The 21,781-nt window shown below is 55.1% G+C and carries 18 protein-coding genes and 3 pseudogenes; 12 read left to right on the top strand and 9 right to left on the bottom strand.

Annotated features, from left to right (window positions below; genetic code table 11):
• Positions 1–477 (bottom strand): annotated as a pseudogene (locus T18_RS25220) (IS110 family transposase); the annotation flags it as partial.
• Between the two features lie 335 nt (positions 478–812).
• Here T18_RS25220 and T18_RS25215 point away from each other — a divergent pair.
• The 9 genes and pseudogenes from T18_RS25215 to T18_RS28115 form a co-directional block, all read left to right on the top strand.
• Positions 813–1,067, top strand: coding sequence for a type II toxin-antitoxin system ParD family antitoxin (locus tag T18_RS25215; RefSeq protein WP_003519100.1), 255 nt, complete (start codon positions 813–815; stop codon positions 1,065–1,067).
• The gene (locus T18_RS25210) at positions 1,067–1,360 is read left to right on the top strand and encodes a type II toxin-antitoxin system RelE/ParE family toxin (protein ID WP_038496495.1); all 294 of its coding nucleotides are present in this window, start codon (positions 1,067–1,069) and stop codon (positions 1,358–1,360) included. Before T18_RS25215 ends, T18_RS25210 begins: the two co-directional genes overlap by 1 nt.
• 421 nt (positions 1,361–1,781) lie before the next feature.
• A pseudogene (locus T18_RS25200) lies at positions 1,782–3,151 on the top strand (transposase).
• Between the two features lie 353 nt (positions 3,152–3,504).
• Positions 3,505–4,404 carry a hypothetical protein gene (locus tag T18_RS25195; RefSeq protein WP_046205651.1) on the top strand — a complete coding sequence of 300 codons (900 nt, stop codon included), beginning with the start codon at positions 3,505–3,507 and terminating at the stop codon, positions 4,402–4,404.
• Positions 4,405–4,587: 183 nt separating this feature from the next.
• Positions 4,588–6,408 carry a hypothetical protein gene (locus T18_RS25190; RefSeq protein ID WP_038496498.1) on the top strand — a complete coding sequence of 607 codons (1,821 nt, stop codon included), beginning with the start codon at positions 4,588–4,590 and terminating at the stop codon, positions 6,406–6,408.
• A gap of 35 nt (positions 6,409–6,443) precedes the next feature.
• Positions 6,444–6,989, top strand: a complete 546-nt coding sequence (locus tag T18_RS25185) for a hypothetical protein (RefSeq protein ID WP_139322536.1) — start codon at positions 6,444–6,446, stop codon at positions 6,987–6,989.
• Between the two features lie 176 nt (positions 6,990–7,165).
• A complete protein-coding gene (locus T18_RS25180; RefSeq protein WP_038496506.1) occupies positions 7,166–7,522 on the top strand; it encodes a hypothetical protein in 357 nt (118 codons plus the stop codon).
• A 354-nt stretch (positions 7,523–7,876) separates the two neighbouring features.
• On the top strand, positions 7,877–8,434 hold the full coding sequence (locus tag T18_RS25175; RefSeq protein WP_139322535.1) for a hypothetical protein: 558 nt from the start codon (positions 7,877–7,879) through the stop codon (positions 8,432–8,434).
• Between the two features lie 13 nt (positions 8,435–8,447).
• Positions 8,448–8,552: pseudogene (locus tag T18_RS28115) on the top strand (HlyD family type I secretion periplasmic adaptor subunit); the annotation flags it as partial.
• A 124-nt stretch (positions 8,553–8,676) separates the two neighbouring features.
• Here the strand turns inward: T18_RS28115 and T18_RS25165 are convergent.
• Both T18_RS25165 and T18_RS25160 read right to left on the bottom strand, forming a co-directional pair.
• Positions 8,677–9,120 (bottom strand): hypothetical protein, encoded by a 444-nt coding sequence (locus T18_RS25165; protein ID WP_038496511.1) that lies wholly within the window; start codon positions 9,118–9,120, stop codon positions 8,677–8,679.
• Positions 9,121–9,143: 23 nt separating this feature from the next.
• On the bottom strand, positions 9,144–9,593 hold the full coding sequence (locus T18_RS25160) for a hypothetical protein (RefSeq protein WP_051489742.1): 450 nt from the start codon (positions 9,591–9,593) through the stop codon (positions 9,144–9,146).
• A gap of 245 nt (positions 9,594–9,838) precedes the next feature.
• Here T18_RS25160 and T18_RS25155 point away from each other — a divergent pair, with 245 nt between their 5' ends.
• Both T18_RS25155 and T18_RS25150 read left to right on the top strand, forming a co-directional pair.
• Positions 9,839–11,020 carry a Fic family protein gene (locus T18_RS25155; protein ID WP_038496514.1) on the top strand — a complete coding sequence of 394 codons (1,182 nt, stop codon included), beginning with the start codon at positions 9,839–9,841 and terminating at the stop codon, positions 11,018–11,020.
• Between the two features lie 272 nt (positions 11,021–11,292).
• On the top strand, positions 11,293–12,531 hold the full coding sequence (locus T18_RS25150; protein WP_038496517.1) for a Fic family protein: 1,239 nt from the start codon (positions 11,293–11,295) through the stop codon (positions 12,529–12,531).
• A gap of 149 nt (positions 12,532–12,680) precedes the next feature.
• Here the strand turns inward: T18_RS25150 and fhuB are convergent, their stop codons facing one another.
• The 6 genes from fhuB to T18_RS25120 all read right to left on the bottom strand — a co-directional run bounded on the left by fhuB (position 12,681) and on the right by T18_RS25120 (position 20,323).
• Positions 12,681–14,609 (bottom strand): Fe(3+)-hydroxamate ABC transporter permease FhuB, encoded by a 1,929-nt coding sequence (gene fhuB, locus T18_RS25145; protein ID WP_080863789.1) that lies wholly within the window; start codon positions 14,607–14,609, stop codon positions 12,681–12,683.
• A gap of 58 nt (positions 14,610–14,667) precedes the next feature.
• Complete coding sequence (locus tag T18_RS25140; RefSeq protein ID WP_038496522.1) at positions 14,668–15,468, bottom strand: ABC transporter substrate-binding protein; 801 nt, start codon at positions 15,466–15,468, stop codon at positions 14,668–14,670.
• Positions 15,469–15,581: 113 nt separating this feature from the next.
• On the bottom strand, positions 15,582–18,086 hold the full coding sequence (locus T18_RS25135) for a TonB-dependent receptor (RefSeq protein WP_075807871.1): 2,505 nt from the start codon (positions 18,084–18,086) through the stop codon (positions 15,582–15,584).
• A gap of 107 nt (positions 18,087–18,193) precedes the next feature.
• Complete coding sequence (locus T18_RS25130; RefSeq protein ID WP_038496525.1) at positions 18,194–19,216, bottom strand: FecR family protein; 1,023 nt, start codon at positions 19,214–19,216, stop codon at positions 18,194–18,196.
• 151 nt (positions 19,217–19,367) lie between these two features.
• Positions 19,368–19,883, bottom strand: a complete 516-nt coding sequence (locus T18_RS25125; RefSeq protein ID WP_003518695.1) for an RNA polymerase sigma factor — start codon at positions 19,881–19,883, stop codon at positions 19,368–19,370.
• Positions 19,884–20,119: 236 nt separating this feature from the next.
• Positions 20,120–20,323, bottom strand: coding sequence for a hypothetical protein (locus T18_RS25120; protein WP_139322534.1), 204 nt, complete (start codon positions 20,321–20,323; stop codon positions 20,120–20,122).
• Between the two features lie 189 nt (positions 20,324–20,512).
• Here T18_RS25120 and T18_RS25115 point away from each other — a divergent pair, with 189 nt between their 5' ends.
• Entirely contained in the window at positions 20,513–21,766 is a 1,254-nt protein-coding gene (locus T18_RS25115; RefSeq protein ID WP_038497444.1) for an ATP-binding protein, read from the top strand.
• Positions 21,767–21,781: the final 15 nt, after the last annotated feature.

Below are 21,781 nucleotides of genomic sequence, written 5' to 3'. Positions count from 1 at the left end.
GTCGGTTGTCTTCTTCCTCGGGCGAGAGAAGCTTCACCATTGAGCAGGCCCGCGGCTCGCCACGTTTCCATGCCATCAATGCGCGGATCAGCGTTTCGCCGTCGATACGGTCGGTCTTCGCCCGGCGATGCCGGCGCGGCATGGCAATTGATGCGGCTTCTACAATGTGGCTCTCGATCCAAGCCTCCTTGCTGAGCACTCGTCCCAGCCAGAAGCCATCCAGCCCGGCCTCCTGGATCACCACCAGTGGGTAAACTATGTTCTTTCGCCGAGTGGCTTTCTGACGAAGCGCTGCAAAGCATGCGAACAAGCCGGCAATATCCCTCCAGTAACGGAGTGGCGAGACATCTTCTCGCTGCCAGGGGACAGAGTTGTCACCAGCCAGGTCGATTTACTCAATTCCAACGAGACGAATATTGCGCCAAGATCGACGGGAGTAGTGATCTGCGATTGAGTTTGATCTGCTGTTATCGGCATGATTGGCCTCCAGAGAGTTTTCAAGCGACCTCACTCTGGCATGGTGCAGGCCGCTACTCACCCCTGATGGGATCTCAAGGCGTGAACCACCCTCAAGACGTTAGAGCGGCCTTTTTCGAATTCATTGTGAGACACTACGTAATCTCCGTTGACGATACTTTGGACATAGGTTGCGAATGACCGCTGACGAAGGCGGACATGGATATTATCGACCACCACTCAATCGGCTTTGCAACTGCGGGTTCGAATCCGTTCAAGAGCTGTAATTGCGACCTCATCATTAGTTTGACAAACTTTGCCATCAGCAAGTATGTTGAGGCATTAAGGAGACTCGAATGGCGACGATGAATGTATCTCTGCCAGACCCCATGAAAGATTGGGTTGAAGCACAGGCCAAGACAGGACGATACTCGAATGCGAGCGATTATGTCCGGGACCTTATCCGCAGAGACCAAGCCCGTACGGATAAGATTGCCGAGATGCAGCGATTTGTCGACGACGGGATTAGAAGCGGAGTTGGGAGCCGTTCAACGGAAGAGTTGTTTGCTTTAGCCACCTCTCGAGCCGCCATCAGCCGCGGACGCGCTTAATGCCATTCAGCCTATCGGTCCAAGCGGAAGAGGATATTATTTCCATTGCAGAAGAAGGCATCCGCATCTTCGGAGCACTAGTCGCCAAACGATATCACGATGAGCTTTTTGCTTTGCTCGAGCTCATCGCCACCAACCCAAGAATGGCACGCGAACGCCATGAGATTTCTCCTCCTGTCAGGATCCATCCTTTCAAAGCTCACCTTGTCGTGTATCGCATCATTGAAGACGGGAGCGTATTCGTCATCCGCATACGGCACGGCCATGAAGATTGGGCGGGAGATTCTTTCTAGCCAACCACTTCGCCGAATTTATAACATACTGGTCGCAAGTGCGAATCTCATCAAGGCGTGGTGTAAAATGTCGGCTTAGGGCCGATACCGTTGAAAAACTCACCTTGCTCAAGGGATCACTTGCAGGAGTAGAGTAGGTGAGCTGAGGAAAATGCCAACCACGAGGCCGACGAAACCCAGGACAATCGCACCGACAATTCCGTGGGTTTCCCAGCCGGTCACGCGCCTAGTCCGGTGGCCACCATGATAATCGACACTGTCCAGATCACCTTGATGATGGACCAAATGCGTTTTCTGGCCGTGGGTTGTTCAGGTGGCATGATAGCTCGCTTCAGTGCTCGGCTAGCTTGATATAATATTGGATTTGCATTCCACGATAGGCATGATTCAATCGTCGTACCGATTTGCGGAGGATTGAGCGATGATGGGATGTCAGACGGCTCCGGCGCAGCTCTTCTACGACTTCTGCCTTGATGATCATGTCCCTGCTGACCACCTGCTGCGCGGGATCGATCGACATCTAGAACTCGACAGCGTTCGGGCACAGTTGAAGCCTTTCTACAGCACCACTGGTCGCCCTTCGGTTGATCCCGAGCTGATGATGCGGATGCTGATCATCGGCTATTCCATGGGTATTCGCTCGGAACGGCGGCTCTGCGAAGAGGTCCACCTTAATCTCGCCTATCGCTGGTTCTGCCGTCTCGGATTGGACGGCAAGGTTCCCGATCACTCCAGTTTCTCGAAAAACCGCCATGGCCGTTTCCGACAGAGCGACATCCTGCGGCATATGTTTGAAACGGTGGTGGAGCGCTGCCTCGCGCAAGGGTTGGTCGGTGCAGAAGGATTTGCCGTCGATGCCAGTCTGATTGCGGCGGATGCCAACAAACAGCGCTCGGTGCCGGGAGCAGAATGGGAGGCAAAAGAGGAAGCTGGCCGTTCAGTGCAGGAATATCTGGCTGTTCTTGATGATGCGGCTTTCGGGGCTGCATCGCCAGTGACACCGAAGTTTATCTCTCCGTCCGATCCGGCTGCTCAATGGACTGGTGCCCACAAAGGCTATGCCTTCTTCGCCTACGCGACCAACTACCTGATCGACACAGAGCATGGCGTTATTTTGGACGTGGAAGCGACACGCGCAATCCGCCAGGCGGAGGTCAGAGCATCTCGCACGATGCTCGACCGAACGGAGAACCGCTTCGGTTTACGACCTGGTTATCTCGCTGCTGACAGTGCCTACGGTTCTGCTGACAACCTCGCATGGCTGGTCAAGGAGAAGAAGATAGCACCCACATTCCGGTCTTCGACAAGTCCAACAGGACGGATCGCACTTTCTCTCGTTCAGACTTCTCATGGGACGCCGAAAATGATCGCTACATCTGTCCGGCGGGCAAGGAGCTAAAACAATTCCACCGAACCTATGCGACGCCGAGATCAGGGATCACGGCTGAAGGAACGCGGCTCTACCGTGCCAGCAAGCGGGATTGTGATCGCTGCGAACTAAAACCTCGCTGCTGCCCGAACATGCCGATGCGCAAGGTGCCTCGTGATCTGAATGAGGATGCCCGTGATGTCGCCCGCGCGATTGCCACGACGCCGGAATACGTGCAGTCGCGCCATCGCCGGAAGAAAGTCGAGATGCTCTTCGCACACCTCAAACGCATCCTGCGGATGGCGCGATTAAGACTGAGAGGGCCGTGTGGTGCGCGAGACGAATTCCTCCTTGCCGCAACCGCCCAAAACCTGAGGAGATTAGCCAAACTGAGGCCGACGCGTAGCATCAATGCCGCTTAATAGCGGCATTGATCGATATCCTGCGCTAGAGCGCGGGGGCATATGCTACGTCTATCTCGTTCCGAGAGCAGATTTGAGCGGCTCGGCAGCAAGCCCAGCGAGTTTTTCAACGATATCGGCGCAAAGCGGCCATGGGCTCATGATTATTGACTACCAATCAATCGGCGTTGGGAACGCGGGTTCATGTCCCCTCAAGAGCCTAAGAGCTCGCGCTGCCCCGCTTCTTCTGTCGTAGCCAGCTAAGCGTCGTGCGGATTTTTGTTTGACAATCGAGGCGGCACATACAGTGTGCATTCCTTCATGAACCTACAAGCAAATTGTGACTATTCCCCGCGGCAATAGAGGGCGTTTGTGTGATTGATGAGGTAACCCCAGAATTACTGGCCAAAATCATCAAATTTCTTGTCGGTAATCTGCCCGGTAATGCGGATCAGGACTGGCATCACGATTTCATCTCTGGATACCAGATGGGCTGCAATGCCCTCGTGAGACTTGGGCAAGCGACTGAGACGCCGTGGGGCGCTGTTCCACGCATTCCGCCGATTTTGCCGACGCCGCTGCCGCGTTTGGATGACCTTATCATTACTGTCCTGAATGTTGCGGGGCAGAAAAATCTCTTTGCGCTTGTCCCCACGAGAGCGCGGGCAGAATGGATGAAACTACGCATCTTCCAGCTAGATACGAGACCGGAAAATGTGGTGACAATCGTCGCCTCACACAATCTCGGCGAAGCCCTTGCGACGCCAGCGATGATTAGTTTGCTGGAGGGGCTTGGTTTGGTGAAGGACAGATTTTGGGCCGAGCACGCTGAGACGATCCTATGGCGATACGGGGTGAGCGAATGGGGTATCGATTTCACTGGCGATCATCGATTTGTGGGGGCGGTTGAAGCATGCATCGACCAAATGCCGGATGATATCCGCTCAGAAATTGACCGACTTGTTGTGGTTACGGACGAGGACGCTGCTCTCTTGCAACGTAGGACGAAGGCCTACAATCGGGAAATATGCGCCGAGATAGGGCATAGCCCTGTCAGGAGACCTCTCACGCTCGAACAGCTTCGTTCGAACATTGTATCCGTACGATGCAGTGATCTCGACTGGCTGTTCGTCCGTCGTTGGCGTCTTTCTGGCAATTGGCTCTCACCGACCGAGGCAGAACGGGCTCTTGAAATTTTCCATGATCGTCTTGCCACCGCCATGAGAAAAGCAGTCGTCGCCCGACTTTATCCCTCTTTCCCCTCCGACCGGTAACTGCCTCAGCTGTTTGAATTGCGTAGCAAGCGCGGTACTGATGCGGTGTCGCGAGTGAATCCAACAATCCTCTCGCGTTAATCATGCCAGCCGACTTTGCTTTACAACAGTAACCGCCGGCAATAGCGAATGAGGTAACTAGCCCGCCGAGCGGATGTACCGCAATTTCGAGTAGTGCTGCATATGGTCTATAAGGCGTTTTTTCCGGTACTTCTTGCCCTGACGGCCCTGACAATATTCGTCATCAATTTCCCTCAATTGGCAACGATTGCGGCGATAAGCATTATCGGTCTTCCAATAGCGCTGGTCTTGTGGGCGGCGGCGCCACTTTTATTCAGCTGTATCGTCTTCCTGATCATTTTCAGATTTTTACCCCTTCGCGGGCCACGTCGTGCATTTCTTTCGATCGCGCTCGTTCCAGCCACGCTTGCTTTGTTGCCCCTTATCCTGACACTACCGCTTTACGTGGAAGCACGAGAGTGGATTTCGGACGATCTCAACCGCGTCAGCCTTCCTCTCAATTCAAGGACGATCGCACTTCGCCAGGCAGAGAGCGACAGATGCGATGAGTTCTGCATTCGTGCATTGCTGGCTGGCTCAGTGGAAAAGGTGATTGTAGCACGGACGATCCCCGGGCAAATGGAGCTGGAACCACAGCAGAGCGCAAATGCGTTTCGGTTTGAGAGAAGGCCAGTCTGCCCGGTTGCCCAGGAAAAATTTAGTCCAAACGCGCTAGTCCAGCCTCGCCCGGCGCCGCATACACCGCCGATCCGCGTCAACGATGTCGTTCGTCTGAAAGCAAGCCAGGGGCTATGTCTCATCAGCGAACACACCACGCTTTCCGAAGCGGACCTCGTGGTCACACGACAACAGGTCAAGAGCCGCGGTTACTCATTCGAAGGTGAACAGCTCGGCTACGACGATGCGCTTTCGGTATACAGGTTAAGTGCCCATGCCAGAGACGCGACGTCGGCATCGTTTCGTGAAATCTATCGGCAAACTGAGGTACAATACCGTACGCTCGGATATTTGTTGCTGCCTGTCCTACAAGGGGGCGGCTGGGATAAGGAAATTGGTTGGTGGCAAATCGATCGGCAGTTGAGCGGGGGTGAACGGCCTGTGAACGGCGAAGAAGCCTGGAGCAGATTTCTGACTGGTACGCTTGCGCTCGATTTGACAATCGACGCCAGCGGTATCGAAGAAGAGATTGCTGCCAATATCGAAGCTGCGATAGCGGCCCGGCGCGCACCATCGGCTGGGGAGTGGCGAGCTTACACGCATTATCACAACAGTCTGCCGCTGGTCGACGAACTCTCCAAGCCCGCATTTGATCTCCAGCTTAAAATTCTGGCAGATCCGATATTGCCACCACCTCCGCGTCTCGGTCCACTGGTGTACGACGCGCGTGAGAACGAACGGGCGGCGTTGCCGGTGCTTGCAAGCGAGATGATCAAACGTGCTCTTGCCGGTAAAACCTGGCCGGACTCGATTGGGGTCACTTTAGAGCAGTCACTAGAGAACCTGAGCAGTGGCATTGCGGCTTTGCCTGATAAATACCTCGAGCCGTATATTGTCGAGATGGTGCGGCTTTCCGGGCAACCGGAAGCACGGCGCTGGATGAGGGGAGCGTTGACGAGACTTCACGTCTACGGAGAGGCAGCCGTTCCCGCAATGTTGAACCTGATTGAAGCCGGCTTAACAGAAGGAGATGCTATCTCTCAGAGCGACAATTTTCAGGCCTACCTTTCTGGTGTACAAGGCCTCTGCCTAGCGGGTGGCTCCGCATCATCTGCGCTCCCGCAACTGCGCGAGTGGCTCTCAAGCCATCGCCTTTCTCTGTCTGGCAGAGCCGGCGAAATTCTTGCGATTGCAATGGAAAAGATGGGCGCGCAACCGAGGGAACTTCGGGAGGCCTCTTCTGTTACGGATGGCGGCAAAGAGCGAAGTCAATTCGTGAGATATTTAGAGCGCGGCCGGTCGAGTGATCGTGATTGCCAAGTCTGAGGGCATTAACCCGGTTTTACCCGGATCGCTGTGGCGTGACCGAAAGCCGTTCTCGTCCGTGGCCAGACAAACCGGTTCGAAAATACGGGGTTCTTATGATGTTTGTTGCGACCAGGTACGTGATTTTAATTCTGCTAATTTCCTTGGCAACGTTTATCAACTCCAGTCCAGAGAGCATCCGCGGAAACGCAGGGGCGATGGTTTTCAACGTCGCCTACTACAGCGTTGCGGCACTTTTGATTTACTGCATTCTTCTGTTTCTGGCGTCGGCCGCCGTCAGCTTTTTTACAGGCAAGAACAGATTTTCGTTGAGTTTCCAGACCGTATTGCTGGCTGACACGCTATTTTTGTACGCAATGCTAGAGGGTTCCTCCCTGCTGTTTCTGACTGAAAACTCAAGCACCGTTTCGGTTGGAGGGTCGCAAGGAGAATTGGTACGAAATGGGCTGAAAACGATCCTCGGGTGGAGGGACGCCGCTGAGAACGCAATCAGCGGCATACGCTTCGCAATTGGCCTGCATCTCCTGTTCTCCATTCACAACTACATGGCAACAAGAACAGAACCGCCTGCAAAGCGGTGAGACCAGTGGAATCCTTGATCGACCACAATTGGGGATCGGGAAGTGGTTGCTGACAAGTTGTCCCTTGGCCGACATTAACTTCGTAAGCGTCCGGTTAACTGATTTTCCAGGCGTGGGATGGTGATTTCCGTGTCTGCGACGCAAGAATACCAACCTCATCGGTTAGAGGGCTTTTGATGCGTGCTATTATTTTGCTTCTGGTCGTGGCTTTTGGAACGCCGAGCTACGGTCAAGATTCAGCGGAACTTGGACCCAATACGGATGAGCATCCTTTCCAGTGTGGAGCGGCCTTTGCGATGATGGCAGCGGTTTATCAAGAAGCTGGAGACGCCAAAATGTCCGCACGCTACCAAACAAAATTCGACAAGCTGGCTACACAGGCGGAAAGCATTTTCGAGCGATCTCAACGATCTAAAAGCGATGCAGAAGCCTACATGCAAAAGCATGTGGACTCTTTGGCTGTTGTCTCAGAGAAAGACGCCGCGCTTGTGATTAAATTTGCCCGACTTTGCGACCAGCGATTTCCTGAATAAGTGGGTTGGCCTCGGTGTTTTCCGGCTTCTGCGAATCTGTTTAATCCAATGTGCGACGCCGCCACATGATTGAAACCGTTTTGCGTCCTCCTCGGCCAATCCCTGCCGAGCGCGACTATCGAATATCCGCGCCTTTGCGTTTCCTCCGCTCCGCTCTGGAGCACAATACAAAACAGACACGTTGTCGCGGAAAACCACGCCCTATTGCCCTGTGGGCTACCCGCCGTTGCAACCGCTCACGGTTCAATATTGCTCAATTTTTTTGATGAAAATTTAGTAAATATATTAATTATTTCAGTGAATTAGATGTTTTTTCTTTTCGTTTTCAACTGTAGCTTGCTTTGGTGTTTTCATATGGTTATTCATGAGAGAATAAAACTCTCGATTGTATTTTTGTTGGTCGCTATTGCTTTGGGCGTCACACTCTTTCGTGGTTTTTCGCCAGATCCCGATAGGTTTCGTCATAATATACCGTGCGGTATCGAGGTTGAGGGTTCGGGGTTTGCCGTTTCTGACTATACAGGTATTGGCGGTTCAGGCGATTTCTTTGCGATCTTCGCCGTCTTCGACCTTGCTGAAAGTAGTGCGGAGCAGATTAAAAACGGCGGTGTGCCTTTTCTTGAGGGCTTAAAATGTAAGAAAACGGCATCCCCCCATCGGGAACGGCCGCGTAAATACTTTGTTTGGCAAGCGACGCCAACTCCTCTGCAGTCTCGCTTCAATACAAAAGTATTTGAAAATATTAGCGATTATCTGTCTCAGCGTGATATAAAACTCAACATATGGCCTGCTGTTCTTGCAGCTTCACAAAACTCGCTTTCGTCAAAAGGAAACTATGTTGGGAAGCAAAACAACGGTTTTCTACTCATAGTCCCGGATCGCCGTGAAGCTTACTACATTTACTCCAACTAGATTTAGGTAAACCGGCATGCCGGTCGAAGCCTACATAAAGACGACCGAACGGACTGCTTTATCGTACTTGGTGAAACCACTCGCGGATCAAATTAACACGGCGATGCGCGAGGAATGATAGCAATCAAAACGACATAGGCTGTAAGCGACGTGCTGCTCCTACCCATGGAACTCGCAGTCAGTACGAGATGCCTAAGAGCGCTGGGCTACCACCAACGCAGCCGGGGCCTTGGCATAAGCAGTTAGAGACGAAGTTCCCGGTTATCTGCGCCTCCTCTGACGCTTCTGTCGCTCGACATCGCGGCCGAGAGGATGCAGTTCTCGACGTCGTCTTCTCCAATTTTCTTGAGGTAGCCGACCAATTCAAGAAAGTCTTTATCTGGGAGGCTAGTCAAAAGCTTCGGATGATTGGTTATGATCCATTTTTGAATCTGTGCGCTAAAGCTGTCTTTGGGTGCTCCCTCCATCCGAAGGTCAACAATTTTCACATAGATTGGCGCAATGACAGCTTTGGTTAATCGCGTGCCAGTAGCGCTCTTGGCGCTATCTGGGACGCATTGGAAGATTGCAGACTCCAATCTCTGCAGGGTCGTCTGCGGATCATCACGATAGTTTGCGAGTATCCGCTTGGTGTCTTCTGCATTGGGTACTTTGATCGTGGCGATCAGGCCACCTGCTACGATCACTGTTGCGAGTTCTGGAAAAGCGTTTATCGGTTTTGGTGCGGGCCGCGGGATGTCGACGCACGCTGTACAAAGATGCCGTTGGTCGCTGTGCCTTGCGGCTGTCTGGAAGAGTGTTCGAAGGCTGCCTTCTTGGTAGGCGCCATTTTGCCCGAGCGAACTGTTGGCGTTGGCGGCCATCGTTCTTCGGCCGCTGGTGGTGCGCCGAGCCATCGGATGATTGCATCCAAGCCTGGCCGGAGCTGCTTTTTCAGTTCTTCCGTCAACTCGTCTTCGATCCCGCATGCCTGACCGACCGTTGTCCAGTCGATATGGCCATTCAGGACCGGGGGCGATTTCCGGTAGATAATCAAACTGGCCAGATAAGGCCGTATGTTCTCCGAAACTCGCTTGGATGCGATGGGAGCGATACGCAGCTCACAGAAGCGCGCAATTTTCCGCTGAAAATGACGCGATGAAAGGTCGTGTTTGGTCATGCCTATTCCTTTTCGCTCGGCACAAGTGCCGAGGGCGAGCGGGAATATGAGGCGAGCTTTAACAAAGGATGTATCGGGCTGTCACTTTTAATGGCGCCAAAGCATCGTATTAGCCGCCTGTGCTGCCCGGACCAAAGCTCAGGAGTTCAATGTCGGCTCGTTAATTAAGCGCACTTATCTACGTCTGTCACTTAATTAAATGAAATGCGCCTTGCTTAAATAAGGGGCGCGATTGATATTGGGTTATGTCTGATTCCGAATCCAAAAACCGCCTGGGTCGTTTCGTCGAGACGGTCGCTGCCAGTGAAACAGTACGGGCGTTCGTGCCCCCACCATTGCCGCCCGAGCCGGCGATTGATGTGCTTTCATTGCTAGAGCGCCTCAGCTTGGCTGAGCGCGCACTAGGACGCTTGGATGGTATCACAATGCTGCTGCCGAGACAGGAGCTGTTTCTTTATATGTATGTAAGAAAGGAAGCCGTTCTTTCCTCGCAGATTGAAGGCACGCAGTCGACCCTTTCGGATCTCTTGCGGTTTGAGACCGAAGCTCAAGCCGGGCAGCCGGTCGATGATATCCGTGAAGTGTCCAATTATGTTGACGCCATGATGTATGGTTTAGAGCGGCTGGAAACGTTGCCCATGTCGTTGCGTCTGATCCGTGAGATGCACGCCAGGCTCCTGCACAGTGGGCGGGGAGGCACCAAGGATCCAGGAGAGTTCCGCCGCTCGCAAAATTGGGTCGGTGGCACGCGCCCCGGTAACGCACTCTTTGTCCCGCCACCCGTTACTGAAATGGCCGGTTGCCTGGATGCGTTCGAGCGCTTCATGCATGACCACCAATCAAGGTTACCCGCGCTAATCAAAGCCGGCATGCTGCACGTGCAGTTCGAAACGATCCATCCGTTTCTCGATGGTAACGGTCGTATCGGCCGGCTGCTTGTAATCCTATATCTTTGCATGAACGGCGTTTTGCGAAAGCCGTTGCTCTACCTCAGCCTCTATCTGAAGTCCCATCGGAGAGAATACTATCGGCTACTGCAAGAGGTTCGCGAACATGGTAACTGGGAAGCCTGGCTGGAGTTTTTCCTAACGGGCGTCGCCGACACTGCCAATCAAGCGTTTGAGGCTGCTACTCAGATCGTCGATCTTTTCAAGGAAGATCGGGAGCGGATAACGATGGAGAGTGATAGAGCAGGGTCGGCCCTTCGCATTCACGAGCTTTTCCAGCAGAATCCTTTTCACACAGCGAACCAGATTGTTCAGGTGACGGGTTTGTCCGCGCCAACGGTCAACGCCGCACTCGCCGACCTAGAGCGATTGGGCATCGTTGATGAGGTTACCGGCCGAAAGCGTGGCCGGGTGTTCAGCTATCGACGATACCTTTCGATTCTAGGAGAAGGCACCGATCCCTTGCCTCTCAATTCATGACAAATAAATGGGCCGAAGGTTCGACTTTCATCAAGGCGGGTAAACTAATATGAACATCGCGGTGGAAAGGCCAGAAGTTCGCAAAGATTTGCCAGGGACGACTAACCGAGTGTCATTGCTCGAGTTCTTTTTGGTGATTGGGTGGGTCATGTCTTGATGACGGGGCTATAGTACTCACGACAACATCGGCCAAAAGATCGGCCAAATGTGATGGTAAATCGACAAAAATCCCATATATATAAATGATATAAGGAAACTGGATATCGGCCAAAATGACTTTCGAAGAAGCATCTACCCGCATCGAACCGGCGCGTATCGAGCATCCCAGTGGCGAACTGCTGGACCTTTCGCTTGAGATTGTCGCTAGGGCCGAACGACTTGGCCGGGCTCTCCATCCTGAAACCGCAGCCCAACTGGCCCGCACCGTCAGGATCATGAACACCTACTATAGTAATCTGATCGAAGGCCACAACACCCGGCCACGTGAGATCGAGCAGGCCCTGCAGGGAATTGGGCCCGAGGACGATCGGCGCGACCTCAAGATCGAAGCCGTCGCCCACTATCGTGTTCAGCAGGAGATCGACGAGCGAGAGGCGGCAGGGATGTTGCCTGATCCTGCATCGATAGAATTCATCCGCTATCTTCACCGCGCCTTTTATGATGGCGCAACAGTAAAGATGCTGACGATTGTCGGTAACCACCACAGCTTTGTTATGACGCCCGGCGAATGGCGGCGAGGGGAGGAGCAGGACGTCGAGGTCGGCAGACATTTGCCTCCCGCGAGCGATCGCGTGCCCGATTTCATGGCCTACTTCCATCAGCGGTTCGCCTTCCAGCCGGCTCCAGGAGAAGCGATGATGGCAGTTGGGAGCAGCCGTAGCGCCCGCCTTTTTGCGATGGCGACCGCGCATCACCGTTTCAACTACATCCATCCGTTTCCAGACGGCAACGGCCGAGTTAGCCGTTTGATGAGTCATGCGATGGCACAAGCGGCCGGAGTGGGAGCTCATGGTCTCTGGTCAGTTTCCCGCGGCTTGGCTCGAGGCTTGGCGGGGGGGCCTGAAGGACGCGCCGAATATAAGCAGCATATGGCTTGGGCAGACGAGCCACGTCAGGGCGACCGCGATGGACGGGGCAACCTGTCGCTCAAGGGACTTGAACTGTTCACCAGTTGGTTTCTGCGCGTGTGTCTCGATCAGCTCGAATACATGGACAGCCTGTTTGACCTCAAAACACTAGGGGGACGCCTCAAGCGTTATGTCTATCGTCAGGAAACTTTGCCTGACGAGTGCGCGCCCTTACTTCAGGAAGCCCTTGTGCGCGGAGAATTTGAGCGGGGAGAGGCTTCGCGTATCACTGGCCTGCCAGATCGATCGGCGCGGCGCGTTCTAAAGGCGCTGACGGATGAGGGCCTGCTTGCGTCAGTTACCGAAAAGGGGCCTGTGTCGCTGCGCTTTCCAGTCCAAGCGCTCGATACCCTTTTCCCTCGTCTCTATCCCGAGGACGTATGACTATTTCGTGTACTGGCGGACCCCTCACTGCTGCCTGAGAAGCGTCCAGAGGAGGATTAATGATACGCCAAATAGCAGCTTAGCCGAACTAAGGGTGCAGCGTTCGCTTCCCATCAAGAGCAAGAGCTCATTCGGTGACAGGCCAACGGCTATTGCGATTTGTGCCACATCAGCCAGAAAAAGTAGGGTGTACCGACGAGTGCAGCCAGCGTGCCAGCGGGTACTTCATACGGAAACAGGAGATTTCGGCCAAGCCAGTCAGCTGAAATCATGACGATTGCTCCGAGAATCGCCGAGATAATGAGTTGAGAAAGTATGGTTCTGCCGCCGGTCATCCTAGCGAGATGAGGTGCTATCAAACCGACGAAACTCAAAGGCCCTATGGTCAGTACTGCTGTTCCGGTAAGCAGCGATGCAATGAGCAGCAGCGTCAGGCGGCTTGCACCAACATTGACCCCGATCTGGCGCGCCGTCACGTCTCCCAACGGCAATATCTCAAGCCAGCGCAGGGTAAGAGGGAGGATCGCTGTCACGCCAAGGGCGACGCTTGCCAGGGCGAGGATGTCGAAAATCGTGACCGAATAGGTTGAGCCGGCAAGCCATGACAGCAGGCCGGCGACTCGCGGATCAAATTGCACCGTGATGGCCGACAACAGCGCGCCGAATACTGTCGCAATGGCTACGCCAGTCAGCAACATCCGTTCCGGAGATGCCAATGCATTTCTGGCGAGCGCGAAGCTCAGGGCCAGGGTCAGGAAGGCTCCGCCGCTGGCCGCAGACACTTTCAGCGCATGGCCCGAAGCTGGATCAAACAGAAATAACAAGGCCACTCCCAAGCCAGCGCCAGAACTTATCCCGAGAATTTCCGGACTGGCCATCGCATTTCCGGTGACCCTCTGGATGATAGCGCCCGCCACAGCGAGCATCGCTCCCGCAATTGCGGAGGCAGCGACGCGAGGCCAGCGCCATTCAAAAGAGGCATTTCCATCTGAAACACCCTGCCAAAGCCAGCCATCAAGGCTCTGCGCGGAAAAAAGCGATGCCCATATTATAATGACCAGCAGGAGGGCCCATAAGGCGAATGCGATGCACGGAGCCTTTGTGACGTTGCGCCTTGCAAGGGAGGCGCCAGCGTCGCCAAGGCTCGCGCCACGGAGTCGCGGCAGCATCCAGAGCAGGAGGGCGCCGCCGAATATGGCGGTCAAGACACCGGTCGGCAGCTCGTTGTCTAACAGTGGATTGATCTGCGTGATCTGATCGGCGAGCCAGAGAAGAATGCTCCCCAGGAGGGGCGTCGCGACCACCCGTTGCCTGAATGTCCTTGCGCCTGCGAGCCGCACGATTGCCGGCGCCGCAATGCCAACAAACCCGATCACGCCCACCGCAGCGATGGTGACGGAAGCCAACACGACCGCAAGCAGCAATCCGGTTAACCGAACCGTGACCATCGGTACGCCCAGACTGCGGCCGCCATGCTCTTCCAGTGCTAGTAATTCCAGCGGACGGATCATCAGAACGGCCAGTAAAGCGCATATCAGCAGCACAGGTGCCACGTAGGCTGACGCGTCCCAACCGAGATTGAGCAGCGAGCCTGTATTCCAGAGAAAGACGCTCCGCAGTTCTTCGTGGAAGAACAGCGCCAGCACGGAATTGATCCCGCCACAGAACAGGCCGACGACAAGGCCGGCCAGGATCAGCCGCAGCGGTGAGGCGAGGTTGCGCGATGCCAGCGCAAGCGTCAGGTACATAGCCGCAGCCGCGCCTGCGCACGCAACCGGCACAGGCGGCAAGGCTAACGAAGGAACGAGCAAGGCCGAGGCTTTCAGGGCGAGTGCCGCACCCGCCGACACACCGGTTGTCGACGGCTCGGCCAGTGGATTGCGCAGGACTTGCTGGAAAATCAGGCCGGAGAGCGACAAGGATGCGCCGGCCAGCAGGCTTGCGGCTATGCGCGGAAGGGTGATGAAATGCACGATCATCTGGCCAGGAATTTCGAAATCCGGCGCTAGTAGCGCTTGCCACCATGCTGACAGAGGAATGTCCAGCCAAATGTGATAGAGGCTCAGAAGGCCGGCCAAGGCTCCGGGAATACATAACAATGGAAAGGAAAAGATAAAACGCCTTTTGCGTCGCGTTTCAGTTTGCGGAGAGATGATGTCGTCCCTCCAATGCCTGCGTGAGGAGCCGGGCAATTCTATCCGCTTCGGGAAGTCCGCCGAACAGCCAGCTGCGGGGTAGGACGACGAGTTGCCGGCGTCGAACGAAGCCGAAACTGTTCCAGAGCGGGTTGTTGCTTAACGGGGCAGGCACTGGGCCGAAATGGAAGATGATCGTGTCGTCCAGCGCGCCGAGATCTCGCATTGTCACCGGCAGCCAACCCCAGGTGTCGCCGCTCTCCTGCACAGCATTTCTCAGCCCTAGATGCTTTTGGACATCGTGGACGAGGCTGGCAGTACCAAGCGTCCAGAAGTCGCGCGGCGTCGCTGCCCATAGCTCCATCACTCTTTTGCCTTCGAATGGTCTTAGACGGGAGCGGTAGGCATTCATGTGATCTTCGAAGCCGGCCATATAATCTGCTGCGCGCTGCGTGACATCGGCGATCTCCGCGATTTGCAAGAATGATTGCCGTGCACGATCGAGAGGCGCACGTGTGCCGGTATAGATAGATAGCTCCGTCAAGGACGCGATCCGCGCGAGCTGTTCGGTATCGGTTGGCCACTCTTGCGAATGAATGATCCGCTGAGGTTGGACCCTGGCCAGAAGCTCAAGGTTTGGTTGGTGCAATGTACCAATGTCGAAAACCGAGGCTGGAAGGCGGGGTTCCTCGACATACTGTTCATAGCGCCAGCGCTCCGCCATGCCGAACGTCTCGACGCCAAGGGCCAGAAGCGACTGCGCGTGGGCGAAATCCAGCACGACAAGGGGATGGGAGGGCATTGCTCGCGCAGTGCTCCCTCGAAAGCCGGGCATGAGGCTCAAACCGGTAGCGATACCGGTTTGCAGCACATGTCGGCGTGTCGGTCGAAGGACGGTTGGCCCCACCCTCATGTTCAGAAATCCACAGTCGCCGACAGCTTGAAAGTGCGGGGCGTGCCCGTCGTTGCCCAGCCACCGTCTACCCCGGCCCAGTAGTTTTTGTCGAACACGTTCTCCACCGACGCGCGCAAGACGAGCGGATTGCCAAATGACTCCGTCTTATACTGAGCGCCGATATCGAACCTGGTCCAACCTGACAGTTTCTGGGTGTTAGCCTGATCGATGAATTGGGAACTGGTCGATATCATTCGGCCGGACAGCGTCAGGCCTTCCGCGAACTGCGGATCCCACTCGATGCCCAGATTGGATTGCCAGCGGGGCACGCCGATAGCGGTATTTCCGTCATAGAAGCCATCATCCGTCTTGGTCAGCGTGCCTTGCGTATAGGCAATGCCGCCCAGCAGGCGCAGATTTTCTGTGGCCTCCCCGAAGACGTTGAGCTCGACGCCGCGGTTCCGTTGCTCTCCATTGACGGTGAACACCGAGTTGCCGAAGGCATCGGTGGTGATGCTGCTGCCCGGCTTGCCAATGTGAAAGACACTGGCGGTCGCGGTGAACGTTCCGAAATCATATTTGACCCCGGCTTCGAACTGCTGCGTCAGGATGGGAGGGAAGATCTGGCCCGCGTTCGATGTCCCGGCCCAGGCCGTCGGTCCCTGCTGGAGACCCTCGATATAGTTGGCATAGATGGACAGGTTGTCTACCGGCTTCACGACCAGGCCGAATGCTGGTGTCAGCGCGTGCCTGTCATATGCCTGAGACCTACTGCCATCCGGATTGAACACATCGACGCCGATCTGCTGGTAGCGCACGCCTGCGGTCAACAGCACATGATCGTCCAGGAATGATATGGTGTCGGCAAGCGTCACGGCCGGAGCTTTGACGTTCCAGTATCTCGGCGGACTATCGCTGAAACCCGCGGTCGAGGGGCGGGCGACGGTCGGCGCGTTGTATATGTTCGTATCGAATGCCGCAAAGCCGTAATAATTGCTTTGCTGATTGAGCGCCTGAAAAAGATAGGAGCCGTTCAGGTTGAACTTGTGGCTGATCGGGCCGGTGTCGAATTCGCCTCTGATCCCGGTCTGAGCAGAGGCTGAATGTCCGTGGATCGGGCTGTAATATGCCGTCGCCGTAGCATTGCCCAAGGCGTCGTTGACGAAGATGTCGGTGGAGAGAGATTCCTGAGAATAGCCTCGGTAACCGGCGCCGCCATAGATGGTCCATGACGGATTCAGGTCATATTCGAATTTTCCAAGCACATAGGAACTCCTGGTGTTGGAATATTCCCAATCCTGATAGATCTGCTTGCTTAGATCAGGTGCAGCAGGATTGCGTATGTCGGAAGAAAATCCGAAGCCGGCAGCGCCGGTCGGTACATCCGTTTGCTGATCGACATAGCCAGCGTCGAGACTGGCCCTGAAGTCATCGCCACGATAGTCCAGTGCGATGGTGCCGACGCCGAGCTGAGCGGATTGCCCGTCGATTGCGGTATTGCCGCCTCGAAAGATGCCGTTGACCCGGACACCCCATTCCTCGTTTTCGCCGAACCGTCGGCCGAAATCGAGGTGGGTTCCGAACTGGCTGTCCGACGCGTAGCTTGTCGTAACGCGTGTAACGGGCTCATCGGTGGCCCTTTTCGGGACGACGTTTATCGATCCTCCAAGAGATCCATACTGGGAATATCCGTTCAGAAGGGCATTCGGCCCCTTGAGGATTTCGACGCTTTCCATGGTTTCGACTGGAATGATGCGGTCGGGTGCAATGCCGCCGTAGCCGTCGATCAGGACGCTATATGTGCCAACTGAAAAGCCGCGAATGTAAAAACTGTCACCGACACCGGCGGACGATCCCATGCCACTTGTATAGACCCGGACGGAGGGATCATTGGCCACCACATCGGCGATGGTAACAGCCTGCTGATCCTGGATCGTCTTCGACGTGTAGCTGGCCACATTGAAGGGTGCATCCATGATGCTCGTATTGCCCAGCATGCCGAGCTTTGCACCCGATGCGACCTGGCCGCCTGCATAGCTGGGCGGGGCTTCCCAGGAATCGATACCCTCGCCAGCGACGGTAATTGTTTGCAGGACGGTTGAGCCGTCAGTCGTGATCGCGCTACCGGTCACCGGCGCCGTTACCAGGGCAGCCGTCGATGGGCCGGAGATCCGGGCGCCGACGCCGGTACCGGTCAACATAACTTGCAGTGCTTGGGCTGGTGTCATGGATCCGTTGACTGACGATGACTGCTTTCCGGCAACCGCTTGTGACGCAAAGCCGACTTCCCAGCCGCTTGCGCGGATGAATGCGTTGATCGCCGACGAAAGGGGCTGTGACGGGATATTGAAGCTTACGGACTGCCCGGTGATCTGCTGCTGCGCTTTCGCGACCGTGGGAAGCATGAGACTTACACCACCAAGAACACTCGATGTGACAAGCAGGGCTGTCAGATGGCGCCTGCCGCAAAGCGGCCCGTTCCTGCCAGTTTCATCCCTTGCTTTAGCCCGCGCAATCAGCCCCATGGTCGTCCCTCTTAATCCTGATCCAAGGGCCGACACGCATTATGCTTTTTCGGCCCATACACACCTGACAATCGGGCTGGGTAAATCTCACAAAAAAAGTTGATTATTTAACGAAGGATTATAATCCCGCCTGGAAGCCGTGTCACAGTCGCGCCCGCAGCGGTGGCCAGCGAGTGGATGACCCGCTCGGGATTATCGAGGCGGTAGCTACCATTGACCCTCATGCTTGAGAGTCTGGCATTCGCCACCAGTATTGACTGGCCGTAGTATCTTTCCACTTCATCCAGAACCTGACCGAACGGTTGGTCCGTGAAGACGAGCCGTCCCTGAAGCCATGCAAGAGAGGTCGAGGTGTCTGACTTCCTGACAACAGACAGATTATTGGAGGAGGCAGTGATGCTTTCCCCCGGTTCGAGCGATGCCACATCTTCGCGGTTCTGGAGAAGCGAAACATCGATATGGCCCCTTTCCAACACCACTGTGTCTTCCGCATTGTCGGTGCGGACTGAAAACGCCGTGCCTTTGACTTCCACTTCCGAGAAACTCGCCGCCACCGTAAACGGCCGGGCTGCGTCATGGACCACATCGAAATATGCTTCGCCCCTAAGAAGGGTCACCGAACGCTTCGCCCCCTGGAAATTCACTGACACAGCCGATGCGGTGTTCAGGATCATCCGTGATCCGTCGGGCAGCGAGACCTCTTCATGCGGACCTGTGGGCGTCGCATAGTCAGCCCGCCAGCGCAGCATGACGTCCGGATATTGCTGAATGCCTGTGGCCAGAAGCACCGCCGCCGCTGCCGCCATCGCGATCCTGGGCAACAGTCTTCGCCTTGGTCCGGTTTGGCGAAGATCAACGGCCTCGCGCAAAGCAATTGCGTGTTCGGATCGGGCCGCGATCTCGTTGGCCACCATGTCCATTTCGGGAAGTCCCCATGTGCCGACGGCGAGATCGAAGGCTCGCGAATGCGAAGGATCAGCCCGGAGCCAGTCGTCTAACCTAGCGCGAAGGTTGGCATCGTCGGGCGAGGCTTGCAGCGTGAATAGCCAGTTCAGTGCAGTGTCCATTGCTGGATCCGGATGCACGAATTGCTGCTCTTCATTCTCGCGCCTATGCGTGTCGCGTTCCACTCAGCCCATCCCTATCCGGCAGTCGCCAGATCGGGCCGCCTTATTCCTGAGACACTTCACAAACCGGAATCTCCCAAAAATCCTCTTCGCCGGAGGCGATATGGCAGCGCTACCCGTTCCCATTGGTAAGCAGCCGGGTAATGAGACGAATTCAGCCACGGTCGATTTTTTCCAGGGCGTCGAGGCAATGGGCATGGGCGAGCTTCAGATCATTGAAAACCGTATTGGGTGACACGCCGAGGTGTTCGGCGATCCGCGGATACGACCATTTCTCAATGCGGCTCAGCATCCAGACAGTCTGTGCACGCTGCGGTAGTTTCGCAATCGCTTCAGTGAGGAGTTCCAGCCGTTGGCGATGAATCAAATCGGCTTCCTGAGACGGCAGTGGCGAAGCGATATTCTCGACATCGGTGTCGTACAGGTCGTTGCGTTCCACGCTGCCGCGCATGTCCTGGTGCCGCTTGTGGTTGATAGCGAGATTGCGGGCCGTTTGATAGAGGAACGCCTCGATGTGCTCGATCGGACCGTTTTCGATCGCCTTTCTGGCGCGGACATATGTCTCCTGCGCTACATCCTCTGCCGTTTGTGGATCGCGAACGATCCGCATGACGCTCCAGATAAGCGATCTGCGTTTGCTCAGAAAGATGTCGGTCAGCCTTGCAGTCACTTCACTGGCCCGTGAACACGAGCCAACGGCAGGATGTCCGCAACTGCAACCACGTAGCCCGGAGAATACGTCGGCGCATCTATTTTGGATGTCTTGCGGCGGTCGTTTCCCAAAGAAGCGCGTCCATTCGGTTGCGGATTAACAATGCTGACAAAAGATCGAATTTGTATAACAGACGAGATTTTAGATGAAACTGCAAGGAATTATAACGAATACGCCGTGCGGACGCCTAATTCTCATGCCGGAACAGATCCTATTAAATCCGGGACATATCCGACAACCTTCTGCGGCCAGATGGCGCCACTCTGCGGTGCGTGATGTGGATTGATGACGCTGATCTTCGACCATTTCATTGCAGAAGCTAAATTCTGACTTTGGCGACCGCCGCTTTGGATTTTTCTGTCACCGGAAATATGGAATGGCGGTTCGATTCCCATCAAGGCGAATACCGCCGCAAATTGTTTCCATTTTCAAGTTGCGGACGTAGCTTGTCGGGAAGTTTCTCGGTTACTGATTTCGGAAAATGAATCGGAAACCTCAGTCTTGAGTTTTGAACTAGACGAACGGTTTATTTAAATCAGACGGAAAAGTCCTTTAAATTGGACGGCAATTGGTTTATGCATTGCCGTATGAAAACTGATGGTGTCACCCGCTTGTATATTGACCGTAAAGCGAAGCCAATCGTTGATACGGCTCTGGCCGATACGCGTGTTGTTTTGATCTCTGGGCCGCGACAAGCAGGTAAAACAACACTTGCGCGACAATTCTCAGACGCAGATCGGCCCTACCTGACGCTAGATGACGCAGGCACATTAAGCGCTGCGCGAGCCGATCCAATAGGGTTCATTCGAGGCATCGACAGGGCTGTCATCGACGAGATACAGCGCGCACCTGAACTGATGCTTGCCATCAAGGAAAGTGTGGATCGGGATGAACGGCCTGGCCGGTTCCTTTTGACTGGGTCAGCCAATCTAGCGACGGTTCCAGCTATAGCTGATTCACTTGCCGGCCGGATGGCGGTCGTACCGCTGCTGCCATTTGCTCAAGCCGAAATCCAATCAACCTCTGGGCAGTTACTCGATCAAATTTTCAATGGCGACGAACCCGCGATCGGAGAGAGGGTCGTGTTCGGCGACGATCTTATGGAGATTGTTCTGAAGGGAGGATATCCGGAGGCATTGCGTCGCCCGACGGCTGCCCGCCGGGCAGCATGGCTTGAAGACTATGTCGCTCTCATTCTTGATCGAGACGTCCGTGATATCGCAAATATCGACCAACTCGATCGGTTGCCAAAATTGCTGAATGTGCTTGGTGAGCATGCAGGCCAGCTCGTGAATCATAGCAGCTTTGGGTCGGCATTGGGATTGTCGAGCGTCACCGCAGGCAAATACGTAGCTATACTGGAGCGCCTTTTCTTGGTGCGCACACTTCCGCCTTGGTCGAACAATCGATTAAGCCGGCTCGTGAAAACACCGAAGCTGCATTTTGTCGACACGGGCCTTCTCGCAAGCTTGCGAGAGGACAGTCTAGATAGTCTTCGACGCGACAAGACACGGTTTGGTGCGCTACTGGAGAGTTTCGTTGTATCTGAACTGTTGAAGCTTGCATCCTGGTCGGGGCGTCGTCTGGCGTTTTCACATTATCGAACAAAAGATCAGGACGAGGTCGATATCGTGATCGAAGACCGCCGTGGTCGCGTGGTTGGGATTGAAGTCAAAGCATCCGCTACGGTCAAATCAGATGATTTTAGAGGTCTTCGCCAACTCGAGCAGGCGGTGGGTGATCGTTTTGTGCGGGGACTGGTTTTACATGACCATGATCGTGTAACGCCGTTTGGGGAGAAGCTGCGCGCTGCGCCGCTTTCTATCCTTTGGACAATGTAGCTGCTGCACTGCAGA

Origin of the sequence: Rhizobium sp. TBD182 (genome assembly GCF_001950375.1) — a bacterium.
GTDB classification, from domain to species: Bacteria; Pseudomonadota; Alphaproteobacteria; order Rhizobiales; family Rhizobiaceae; genus Agrobacterium; species Agrobacterium tumefaciens.
This window is presented reverse-complemented; position numbering and strand designations above follow the sequence as displayed.